The 11,528-nt window shown below is 45.4% G+C and carries 11 protein-coding genes; 9 read left to right on the plus strand and 2 right to left on the minus strand.

The genetic code is table 11. The features are described 5' to 3' along the window. The first annotated feature begins 10 nt into the window (after positions 1–10). The 3 genes from recN (at position 11) to spo0A (ending at position 4,273) form a co-directional block, all read left to right on the plus strand. Positions 11–1,741, plus strand: coding sequence for a DNA repair protein RecN (gene recN, locus AAGG74_RS02760; RefSeq protein ID WP_225493752.1), 1,731 nt, complete (start codon positions 11–13; stop codon positions 1,739–1,741). 172 nt (positions 1,742–1,913) lie between these two features. Next, positions 1,914–3,194 carry a SpoIVB peptidase gene (gene spoIVB / locus AAGG74_RS02765; RefSeq protein ID WP_162102473.1) on the plus strand — a complete coding sequence of 427 codons (1,281 nt, stop codon included), beginning with the start codon at positions 1,914–1,916 and terminating at the stop codon, positions 3,192–3,194. A 275-nt stretch (positions 3,195–3,469) separates the two neighbouring features. After that, entirely contained in the window at positions 3,470–4,273 is an 804-nt protein-coding gene (gene spo0A / locus AAGG74_RS02770; protein ID WP_162102474.1) for a sporulation transcription factor Spo0A, read from the plus strand. A 484-nt stretch (positions 4,274–4,757) separates the two neighbouring features. Here the strand turns inward: spo0A and AAGG74_RS02775 are convergent, their stop codons facing one another. Together AAGG74_RS02775 and AAGG74_RS02780 are read right to left on the minus strand one after the other, a co-directional pair. Then, positions 4,758–5,876 carry an NADH-dependent flavin oxidoreductase gene (locus AAGG74_RS02775; protein ID WP_429674466.1) on the minus strand — a complete coding sequence of 373 codons (1,119 nt, stop codon included), beginning with the start codon at positions 5,874–5,876 and terminating at the stop codon, positions 4,758–4,760. A gap of 72 nt (positions 5,877–5,948) precedes the next feature. Beyond that, the gene (locus AAGG74_RS02780; protein ID WP_162102476.1) at positions 5,949–6,083 is read right to left on the minus strand and encodes a hypothetical protein; all 135 of its coding nucleotides are present in this window, start codon (positions 6,081–6,083) and stop codon (positions 5,949–5,951) included. A gap of 329 nt (positions 6,084–6,412) precedes the next feature. On the opposite strand from AAGG74_RS02780, the gene AAGG74_RS02785 reads away from it, so the two are divergent. The 6 genes from AAGG74_RS02785 to AAGG74_RS02810 all read left to right on the plus strand — a co-directional run bounded on the left by AAGG74_RS02785 (position 6,413) and on the right by AAGG74_RS02810 (position 11,523). Beyond that, positions 6,413–6,709: a hypothetical protein gene (locus tag AAGG74_RS02785; protein WP_429675227.1), complete on the plus strand. Its 297-nt coding sequence runs from the start codon at positions 6,413–6,415 to the stop codon at positions 6,707–6,709. An 18-nt stretch (positions 6,710–6,727) separates the two neighbouring features. After that, a complete protein-coding gene (locus tag AAGG74_RS02790; RefSeq protein WP_225493755.1) occupies positions 6,728–7,348 on the plus strand; it encodes an N-acetylmuramoyl-L-alanine amidase family protein in 621 nt (206 codons plus the stop codon). A gap of 78 nt (positions 7,349–7,426) precedes the next feature. Beyond that, positions 7,427–8,158: a glycerophosphodiester phosphodiesterase gene (locus AAGG74_RS02795; protein ID WP_162102478.1), complete on the plus strand. Its 732-nt coding sequence runs from the start codon at positions 7,427–7,429 to the stop codon at positions 8,156–8,158. 128 nt (positions 8,159–8,286) lie between these two features. After that, on the plus strand, positions 8,287–9,468 hold the full coding sequence (locus tag AAGG74_RS02800; protein WP_429674468.1) for an acetyl-CoA C-acetyltransferase: 1,182 nt from the start codon (positions 8,287–8,289) through the stop codon (positions 9,466–9,468). A gap of 24 nt (positions 9,469–9,492) precedes the next feature. Beyond that, entirely contained in the window at positions 9,493–10,356 is an 864-nt protein-coding gene (locus tag AAGG74_RS02805; RefSeq protein ID WP_429674469.1) for a 3-hydroxybutyryl-CoA dehydrogenase, read from the plus strand. A 27-nt stretch (positions 10,357–10,383) separates the two neighbouring features. Further along, the gene (locus AAGG74_RS02810) at positions 10,384–11,523 is read left to right on the plus strand and encodes an acyl-CoA dehydrogenase (protein ID WP_162102481.1); all 1,140 of its coding nucleotides are present in this window, start codon (positions 10,384–10,386) and stop codon (positions 11,521–11,523) included. Positions 11,524–11,528: the final 5 nt, after the last annotated feature.

The raw sequence follows: 11,528 nt of genomic DNA on the forward strand, positions 1-11,528 counted from the left end.
GTAATGCTGTTTGTTAGCTGAACTATCGATTAAGAACTTTGCCATCATTGAGGAACTGACGGTGTCTTTTGAACGCGGGCTCACTGTTTTAACAGGAGAAACCGGAGCAGGTAAATCCATCATTATTGACGCCATTTCTCTTTTAGTCGGAGGACGAGGATCATCTGAATTTGTCAGATATGGAGAGACAAAAGCCGAGCTTGAAGGGCTGTTTCTGCTAGAGGGCGGCCACCCCGTTTTTGACGTGTGCACTGAGCAGGGAATCGACGTTTCCGACGACATGATTGTTATGAGAAGAGATATCAGCACGAGCGGAAAAAGCGTTTGCCGCGTGAATGGCAAGCTTGTCACGATTGCTTCACTGCGAGAGATCGGCAGGCTTTTATTAGATATTCACGGACAGCACGATAACCAGCTGTTAATGGAAGACGAAAATCATCTTCAGCTTTTGGACAAGTTTGCCGGAACCGAAGTGGAAAGCGCGCTCCAAGCGTATCAGGAAGGGTACCTGCGGTATATGAAGCTGCTCAAAAAGCTTAAACAGCTTTCAGAAAGCGAACAGGAAATGGCCCATCGTCTTGACCTCATTCAATTTCAGCTCGAAGAAATCGAATCGGCAAAGCTCGAGCTTAATGAAGATGAACATCTCCAAGAAGAGCGCCAGCAAATTTCAAACTTTGAGAAGATCTATGAATCGCTGCAAAATGCATATAATGCGCTACGCAGTGAGCAGGGCGGATTGGACTGGGTCGGAATGGCCTCGGCGCAGCTTGAAGATATATCCGATATTAACGAACCGCTGAAAAAACTGTCTGAAGGTGTGTCGAACTCCTACTATCTTTTGGAAGATGCTACATTTCAGATGAGAAATATGCTGGATGAGCTTGAATATGACCCGGAACGCCTGAACTATATTGAGACGCGTCTTAATGAAATCAAACAGCTGAAACGAAAATACGGTGCGACTGTTGAGGATATTTTGGAATATGCTTCTAAAATTGAAGAAGAGATTGACCAAATTGAAAACAGGGACAGCCATCTTCAAAGTGTGAAGAAGGAGCTTGACTCAGTCGGCAAGGATGTTGCAGTGGAAGCGGCAAATGTTTCGCGAATCAGAAAAGCATGGGCGAAAAAGCTGGCTGATGAAATTCACCGGGAACTAAAAAGCCTGTACATGGAAAAATCAACGTTTGATACAGAGTTTAAAGTCAGAGCAGCGTCACACAATGAGGAGGCGCCGGTTGTAAACGGACAGCCTGTTCAGCTGTCTGAACAAGGGATTGATTTAGTGAAATTTTTAATTTCGACCAATACAGGCGAACCATTGAAATCCCTTTCAAAAGTCGCTTCCGGCGGAGAGCTGTCCCGGGTGATGCTTGCAATAAAAAGCATTTTTTCTTCTCAGCAGGATGTGACATCAATTATTTTTGATGAGGTCGATACTGGTGTAAGCGGCAGAGTCGCACAGGCAATCGCTGAGAAAATCCATAAAGTATCAATAGGATCACAGGTGCTGTGTATTACACACTTGCCTCAGGTAGCTGCCATGGCCGATACGCATCTTTATATTGCGAAGGAGTTAAAAGACGGCAGAACAACTACACATGTTAAACCGTTGTCTAAGCAGGAAAAGGTGGTCGAAATCGGGCGCATGATTGCCGGGGTCGAAGTAACAGATTTAACGAAACGCCATGCAAAAGAACTTTTAAAACAAGCGGATCGAGTCAAATCAACTGGGTAAGCTGCGCGGAAAGCGCAGCTTTTTTTTCACGCACATCCATTCGTTCATCAGTATATCCAATGTTTTTCTTCATATGACAGTTATAAATAAGCCGTCAGAAGGCAAAATTATATGATGTAGCAGCAAGTCATAAAGAAGGTGTGGGATAGGAGCGAGGAGAGTGAAGTAGTGAATGCCCGATAACATTAGAAAAGCAATAGGTTTAATTCTCCTTGTTTCGTTATTAAGTGTAGGTTTATGCAAACCGCTAAAAGAGTATTTACTGATTCCAGCGCAAATGAGGGTATTTGAAACCCAAACGCAAGCGATTGAAACGGGTTTAGCGGTAAACGCCCATGCACAAGAATCATCAGAAGCGTTTACAGTAAAGAAAGACCCGCATGAAATCCAGGTGACTGGCAAAAAATCAGGCGAGTCAGAGTTAGTATACGATCTGGCCGGATTTCCAATTAAAAAAACAAAAGTGCAAGTTCTTCCTGACTTAAAGGTCATACCCGGCGGACAATCAATTGGTGTAAAACTTCATTCCGTCGGTGTGCTTGTCGTCGGATTTCATCAAATCAATACAAGTGAAGGCAAAAAATCTCCGGGAGAAACGGCAGGCATTGAATCGGGCGATATTATTATTGAAATGAATGGACAGAAAATTGAAAAAATGAATGATGTAGCTCCATTTATTCAAAAAGCCGGTAAAACCGGAGAATCTTTAGATTTACTCATCAAACGCGATAAACAAAAAATTGAAACGAAGCTAATCCCTGAAAAGGATGAAGCAGAAGGTAAGTACAGAATTGGGTTATACATTAGAGATTCTGCCGCTGGCATCGGCACCATGACCTTTTATGAACCAAAAACAAAAAAATACGGAGCGCTTGGCCACGTCATTTCCGATATGGATACAAAGAAACCAATTGTAGTGGACAATGGAGAAATCGTTAAGTCCACTGTGACATCCATTGAAAAAGGAACAGGCGGAAATCCGGGAGAAAAACTGGCGCGATTTTCCTCAGAACGAAAAACGATCGGGGATATTAACAGAAACAGCCCATTTGGCATTTTTGGCACACTGCACCAGCCGATTCAAAATAACATTTCAGATCAAGCACTGCCGGTTGCGTTTTCTACTGAAGTCAAAAAAGGGCCTGCTGAAATTTTAACAGTCATTGATGATGACAAGGTGGAAAAGTTTGATATCGAAATTGTCAGCACCACGCCGCAAAAGTTCCCAGCCACAAAAGGAATGGTCTTAAAAATAACCGATCCTAGGCTGTTGAAAGAAACGGGCGGCATTGTTCAGGGGATGAGCGGAAGCCCGATCATTCAAAATGGAAAAGTGATCGGCGCTGTCACCCATGTGTTTGTAAATGATCCGACAAGCGGCTACGGCGTTCATATTGAATGGATGCTGTCAGAAGCGGGAATCGATATTTATGGAAAAGAAAAAGCAAGCTGACTGCCGGGATTTCCGGCAGTTTTTTGTTTTGATCCCTCTTCACTTCTCAGAATACATACGGTAAAATATACAAAAGAAGATTTTTCGACAAATTCACGTTTCCTTGTTTGTCAAATTTCATTTTTAGTCGAAAAACGGAGAAAAACATAGAATAATAAAGATATGCCACTAATATTGATGATTATGATTTTTTTTAGAGGGTATATAGCGGTTTTGTCGAATGTAAACATGTAGCAAGGGTGAATCCTGTTAACTACATTTGGGGAGGAAGAAACGTGGAGAAAATTAAAGTTTGTGTTGCTGATGATAATCGAGAGCTGGTAAGCCTGTTGAGTGAATATATAGAAGGACAGGAAGATATGGAAGTGATCGGTGTAGCTTATAACGGACAAGAGTGCCTGTCGTTGTTTAAAGAAAAAGATCCCGATGTGCTTGTGTTGGATATTATTATGCCGCATTTGGACGGACTTGCTGTTTTAGAGCGACTGAGGGAATCAGATCTCAAAAAGCAGCCGAATGTCATTATGCTGACAGCCTTTGGACAAGAAGATGTCACGAAAAAGGCCGTCGATTTAGGCGCGTCCTACTTCATCCTCAAACCGTTTGATATGGAAAACCTTGTCGGACATATCCGCCAGGTCAGCGGAAATGCCAGCAATGTGACGCATCGTGCGCCCTCATCGCAAAGCAGCATTATACGCAGCAGCCAGCCTGAGCCAAAGAAGAAAAATCTCGACGCGAGCATCACAAGCATTATCCATGAAATTGGCGTCCCGGCACATATTAAAGGCTATCTTTATCTGCGCGAAGCAATCTCCATGGTATACAATGACATTGAATTGCTCGGCAGCATTACAAAAGTCCTTTATCCTGACATCGCCAAAAAATTCAACACAACCGCAAGCCGTGTAGAAAGAGCGATTCGCCATGCGATTGAAGTGGCGTGGAGCAGAGGAAACATTGATTCCATTTCCTCACTGTTCGGCTATACCGTCAGTATGACAAAAGCTAAGCCGACCAACAGCGAATTCATTGCGATGGTAGCAGACAAGCTGAGATTAGAGCATAAAGCTTCTTAAACATGAACATATGAACCGATGATGAAAATCACGTCTTTTATTTATTAGTTCGCGCTAATAAGTAGGAGGCGTTTTGTTTTGAGGAGATTTGTTATCATAGATGAAGTTTCTGTTTGGGTTGAACATGTATGGGCTGCTGATTGTACTATTTATTCTTGCGCTTTGTATCAATTTGAACATAGCCATCTTGAGCGACTTTATTTCATTTACAGTCGTGATTTCATGTGTTTTCACTACTTGGAGAATCAAAATCAAACATCCATAGTCAAATTGAAACCTTTTCCCTGTAAAATCGTAAGTAAGGAAGCATCATAATCGAAGGAGACGTACAAATGAAAAAGAAAAAAGCAAGAAAGCGTGTTGGGTTTCTCTTAGATTTGCTTCCAGATGCAGCTGGAGAGTTCCTTCTCTTGCTGTTTAGATGTTTACATAAACTGTTTATATAATAAAAGACTGCCGAATCTGTTTCGGCAGTCTTTTTATATTAATCTTTATAAGGCACCCAGCCATGTGTGTTCACAATGGCTTGCCATAGAGGTTCAGGCAAGTGATATTTCTCTTTATCCGTGCCTTTTATCACTGTTTCGATTTGTTCTTCTCGGCCTTCTTTTACTTTCACAGCCCAGTCAGGGTCAACTAAAATTTCGCGTCCCATAGCGACCAATGGAATGCCGCTTTCAATGACGGCAAGCGCGTCATCTGCGGAATGAATGGAACCGACAGCGATCAGCGGCACTTTGTTTCCGACACGTTCATTCAATAAGTCCATGCGTGTGCGAGTTTGATCTGCGCCGCGGCGCGCTTTTGAGTTTACATCCATCAGCGAGATATGAAGGTAATCCAATTCTTTATCGCTCAAAGCGTCAACAAGCGTAAAGGTTTCAGTCATTGTCAATCCTGGTGTCTCAGGTTCCTCAGGAGACAGGCGGTAGCCGACTAAAAACGCACCCGTCGCATGTTTTGCCGCAGCTTTTTTCACTTCATCAACAATTGCCAGTGGGAAGGCTAATCGTTTTTCAGCGCTTCCTCCCCAGCGGTCTGTACGCTGATTGGATTTCGGAGAATAAAACTGCTGAATCAAGTAGCCGTTTGCGCCGTGAATTTCGACACCGTCAAATCCGGCTTCAATGGCGCGTCTTGTCGCCTCTCCAAATGCCTTCACGATGTTTTCCGTTTCTTCTTCTGTTAAAGCGCGAGCGATTTGTTTGCCGTTATCAAATACGTCACTTGGCGCTAGAACATCTTGTTCAGGAACGAGCTCAGGCGGGCATTCAATGCCGCCGTGATGAATTTGCACAACAGCTTTAGCGCCTTGTGCCTGAATGGCTTGCGCTAATTTTTGTAAACCTGGAATGTTGGAGTCATCATGGATGGCCGGCTGCCCGGAAAAAGCCTTGCCGTCCGGTGTAACATTTGCACAGGCTGTAATGACCATCCCCATCTCTTTAGAGCGTGGGATGATATAGTCAAGTTCTGCTTCAGAAATTGTACCGTCTTCGTTCGAAGCGTAATGAGTCATCGGTGCTACTGCGATCCGGTTGTCGATTGTAACACCGCTTTTAAACGTAAATGGTTCAAACAGCGGTTTATACTTAGGGTTCATTTGATCATCTTCTTTCGTTAGGATTCGCACATATTCTAGCCTATATGTAAAAATTAATGCAATTGATCTGCTTTACCGGCTGAATATCTTGAGTACAGAGTGCTGTTTTCTTCGCTCTTTTTCAGGCGCTTTGTAGCCGCCGCTGATTTGGTGGCCAATGGTGCAAGTGATGACCGCTGCAGCGAGCAGCAGAACGAATTTTTTCATGGCTGTAACTTCTTTCTGCAAAGTGAATATCCTTTAAAAGGTTACGCCTGACTGATCCGCCCGTCAAACGATTTGCTTACATCGTTCCTCATATTTTTTAAAATGAATAAAAAGTAGCCTCTTTCCGTTAAATTTTTCTAATATACGCTTCGATTAGAGCCATCCTCATAGGCGAATTCGCTTGTTTTCTTTCTAACAACAGGAAATGATCAGGTCGGATAGCCTGGTTGAAAAATATGGAACAAGAATGCTGGCGTATGCGCTGGCTTTACAAATCTGCCGTTCTGATCAAAGATAAAAGCCAAACATCAGGAAGAAGAGGTGATCATGTGAAACAAACGATTCTATTGCTGTTAACTGTGCTTCTTCTCTCAGGGTGCAGTGCTGCAAGTGCAGATGATTCAGCCCCAAGGTTTACAGAAGAGGGGGAATATATTGGCTCGGCTGACCCTCATACGATTGCGGTTTCTTTGAATGGAGAAGAGACGATGATACAGGTCCCGAAGGCTAAACGTGATGAATGTGAATCACTGCCAGATCACACAGATGTCCAGGTGAAATATATAAAAAAGAATAATGGAACATTGCAGCTGCAAGATATTCAGCTGCAGAAGAATGCGTCATAAAAGACCGGGGGGAGAAAGTTGAGAATGTTATGGAGGAGCTTAGCTCTATGCGGATTTTGTTTGATGCTCGCGCCTTATGCTCAGGCAGCTGAGCGGATAGAAGGGAAAACAGTATACATTGATGCCGGACACGGAGGTGAAGATAGCGGAGCAGTTGGGAAAGGGCTCTTTGAAAAAGATATTAATGCAGCCGTTTCCGAGCATGTGACAGACAAGCTGAAAGCGGAGGGAGCCAATCCAGTTTCGTCTAGGTCTGACGATCATTTTCTGACTCTGGAGGATAGAGTGGCGAAGGCAAGGGTCAATCAGGCCGATCTTTTTGTCAGCATTCATGTCAATTCAGGAGTTGCTTCAGCGTCAGGAACAGAAACATATTTTCAGTCTGATCATGAAGGGGAAAAAAGCCGGCGCCTGGCGGCAAATATTCAGTCCCAGCTCGTTTCATCTTTAAAGACGAGAGACAGGGGCGTGAAGGAATCAAATTATTATGTCATTACATATTCGCAAATGCCGAGTGTGCTGGCGGAGCTTGGGTTTATGACTAACAGTTCTGACGCGGACAAGCTTGGAAGCCCAGAATACCAGCAAAAAGCCGCAGATGCGATTGTTACAGGCATTGATTCTTATTACAATCAGTAAGATTTTACAGCCTTAATCCTAGAGCGGAACGGCCAAACACAGTATAATGGAGACTACTTTAGGGCTTGAGGTGAAACGATGACAAAGATTTTTGCCCATCGGGGGGCATCAGGTCAATATCCCGAAAATACAATGCTTGCATTTGAAAAGGGAATTGAAGCAGGAGCGGATGGAATTGAGCTTGATGTGCAGCTGACAAAAGACGGGCGCATTGTTGTGATCCATGATGAAAAACTTGATCGGACGACAACGCTCGATGGATTTGTGAAGGATACAGTGTACGATGTGATAAAGACCGCGAGTGCGGCCGCTCGTTATGATCGGACGTACAGAGACATCAAAGTGCCGCTGCTTGAAGAAGTGCTCTCGTGGGCAGACAAAAAGGATTTTCTCATCAACATTGAATTAAAAAACAGCGTCATCCGGTATGAAGGAATGGAAGAAAAAGTACTGGAGGCAGTGAAACGGTTCAAGATAGAGGAAAGAATCATCCTCTCCACCTTTAATCATGAAAGCTTGGCCCTATGCGCCCGGCTTGCTCCTCATATCGAACGGGCGGTGCTAACGTCAGATGTGCTTTATCAGGCCGATCGGTATATGGCATCAATTCCAGCAACCGGTTACCATCCGAAGCTGAATAGCCCGGGAACAGCGGATGAGGTGCTGAAAAAAATGAAGAGCAGTTCGATCAAGGTAAGGCCGTTTACAGTTAATCTGCCAGAAGATATGAAGCGTCTCATTGAAGCGGGGGCAGACGGTATATTCACCGATTTTCCTGCAAAGGCAAAAGCATTGCTGAAAAATAACTAGTTGTTTTTTAAAGGAGGCTGTTGGTGCAGCCTTCTTTTTTTCGTTCATTCATGGACATTTCAGCGCATATATTCAAGAAGGCAACTAGAAATTGTAAGCGCTGTCTATCTTCTGAATGAGGTGAAATCATGAGGAAAACAGTCATTGTAAGTGCCGCAAGAACTCCATTTGGCAAATTTGGTGGAGTATTGAAAGAGGTGAAAGCTGCTGAACTTGGGGGCATTGCGATGAAGGAGGCGTTACATCGGGCTGAAGTTTCTGGAGATGAGGTGGAAGGAATCGTCATGGGCATGGTTGTCCAAGCGGGATCAGGGCAGATACCTTCCCGGCAAGCTGCCCGTCTGGCTGGAATGCCTTGGAGCGTACCGTCAGAAACGCTGAATAAAGTCTGCGCATCCGGACTGCGCGCTGTCACCTTGTGTGATCAAATGATCCGGGCGCATGATGCGGACCTGCTTGTCGCCGGAGGAATGGAAAGCATGAGCAATATCCCGTATGCCGTGCCCGCCGGGCGCTGGGGAGCCCGGATAGGAGATGGTGAGTTTAGGGATTTAATGGTTTATGACGGATTAATGTGCGCGTTTGACGGGGTGCATATGGCTGTTCACGGAAATACAGCGGCCGAGGAATATGGGATCTCACGCAGCGAGCAGGATGAATGGGCGCTAAGGAGTCATGCGCGTGCAGCTAAGGCAGCCGATAATGGGACATTTCAGGATGAAATCATTCCCGTAAGGCGGACCGACCGAAAAGGAAAAACAAAAATTGTAGACAAAGATGAAGCGATTCGCCGTGACACAAGTCTGGATCAGCTTGCAAAGCTTTCTCCGATTTATACAAGCGCTGGTTCCGTTACAGCCGGCAACGCTCCGGGAGTCAATGACGGAGCGGGTGCGTTTGTGCTGATGTCAGAAGATAAAGCTGATGCGCTTGGTAAACGGCCTCTGGCTGCAATTCTAGACTTTGCAACTGTAGGAATGCGAGCGCACGAGCTAGCGGCAGCACCGGGGGTTGCAATCAACAAGCTTTTAAAAAACAACGATTTAACCGTCCGAGATATTGATTTATTTGAAGTAAATGAAGCGTTCGCCTCTGTCGTGTTGACATGTGAAAAAATTGTTGGCTTTGACCTTGAAAAAGTAAATGTAAACGGCGGGGCAATTGCGCTTGGCCACCCGATCGGCGCAAGCGGTGCGAGAATTCTTATGTCACTTGTTTATGAATTAAAACGCCGGGGAGGGGGACTGGGTGTTGCCGCCATTTGCAGCGGTGCGGCTCAGGGAGATGCTGTCTTAGTGCAGGTTCACTAAAACATGATGAAAAAGGGGATTTAAATGGAAATCAAACAAATCATGGTAGCTGGTGCAGGTCAGATGGGGAGTGGGATCGCTCAAACAGCTGCCGGCGCGGGCTTTTATGTGCAGATGTATGATGTGAATCCAGAGGCTGCAGAGACAGGATTAAAGCGGCTGAAGAAACAATTAACCCGTGATGCTGAGAAAGGAAGAAAGACCGAAGCGGAAGTGGCTGGTGTGATCAGCCGCATTTCGCTCTCTCGAACGCTTGAGGAGGCAAAGTTTGCGGACATTGTGATTGAGGCTGTCTCAGAAAACATGACAGCTAAAACTGAAATATTTAAAAAACTTGACCGGATTTGCCCGCCTCATACGATGTTGGCCAGCAATACATCTTCCTTGCCTATTACAGAAATCGCTGCTGTCACAAACCGGCCTGAACGGGTCATTGGCATGCATTTTATGAACCCCGTCCCGGTGATGAAGCTGGTTGAAGTGATTCGCGGCTTGGCTACATCAGGAGAAACAGCGGCAGATGTGATGGGCTTAGCGGAAAAAATGGGAAAAACGCCAGTAGAAGTGAATGATTTTCCAGGGTTTGTTTCCAATCGCGTGCTTCTTCCGATGATTAATGAAGCCATCTATTGCGTATATGAGGGGGTGGCAAAGCCCGAGGCAATAGACGAGGTGATGAAGCTGGGTATGAATCATCCAATGGGCCCGCTCACATTAGCAGATTTTATCGGGCTGGATACGTGCCTGTCGATTATGGAAGTTCTTCATTCCGGCCTTGGCGATCCCAAATACCGCCCTTGCCCGCTGCTCCGCAAATATGTCAAAGCGGGCTGGCTTGGCAAAAAGAGCGGACGCGGTTTTTATCAATATGAGGAGGGAACTTCCTGAAGTCATTTCCATCCGGGGGTGGACGAGTTGCATGTAACCCAAGAGCAAGTCATGATGCGAAAAATGGTGCGTGATTTTGCCCGAAAAGAAATTGCTCCAGCTGCGCAAGTCATGGAGGAAACGGACGAATTCCCGTTTCAGCTGATTGAAAAAATGGGTAAACACGGCCTGCTGGGAATACCGGTCCCAGAACGATACGGTGGCGCAGGTGCGGATGTTGTTTCTTATATTTTGGCGATTCATGAGATTTCTAAAATCAGCGCAGCCGTCGGTGTGATTCTGTCCGTTCATACCTCAGTCGGCACAAACCCGATTCTGCACTTTGGCAATGAAGAACAAAAGATGAGATATATACCGAAGCTTGCTTCAGGAGACCATTTGGGGGCATTTGCCCTAACAGAGCCTCACTCAGGTTCGGATGCCGGGGGCCTTCGAACGACAGCTGTCAAAAAAAACGGCAAGTACCTGTTAAACGGGTCGAAAATATTCATTACAAACGGCGGAGCCGCAAATATCTATATCACGTTTGCTTTAACAGCTCCAGATCAAGGCAGGAACGGGATTTCGGCTTTTATCGTTGAAAAAAACACACCCGGTTTTATAGTTGGAAAAAAAGAAAAAAAGCTGGGTCTCCATGGCTCTAATACCACGGAACTGATATTTGATCATGCAGAAGTGCCTGCAGAAAATTTGCTTGGCAATGAAGGGGATGGGTTTCACATTGCCATGGCGAATTTGAATGTCGGCCGCATCGGCATTGCGGCACAGGCGCTCGGAATTGCAGATGCGGCTCTTGAGCATGCCGTAAATTACGCGAAGCAGAGAATGCAATTTGGGAGGTCTATCGCCGCCAATCAAGGCATATCGTTTAAGCTGGCTGACATGGCGACAAGAGCAGAGGCAGCGAGGCATCTTGTCTATCACGCTGCAGACCTTCATAACCGCGGGTTGGCCTGTGGAAAAGAAGCGTCTATGGCTAAGCAATTCACTTCCGATACTGCGGTAAAGGCAGCGTTAGAGGCCGTCCAGATTTACGGAGGGTATGGCTATATGAAAGATTATCCAGTCGAGCGGCTGCTTCGCGATGCAAAGGTGACGCAAATCTATGAAGGAACGAACGAGATTCAAAGGCTGATTATTTCCAAACATCTGCTTAGCGGAACCTGATAGAC

Source organism: Bacillus mexicanus (assembly GCF_050445615.1).
In the GTDB taxonomy this organism is placed as follows: Bacteria; Bacillota; Bacilli; order Bacillales; family Bacillaceae; genus Bacillus; species Bacillus mexicanus.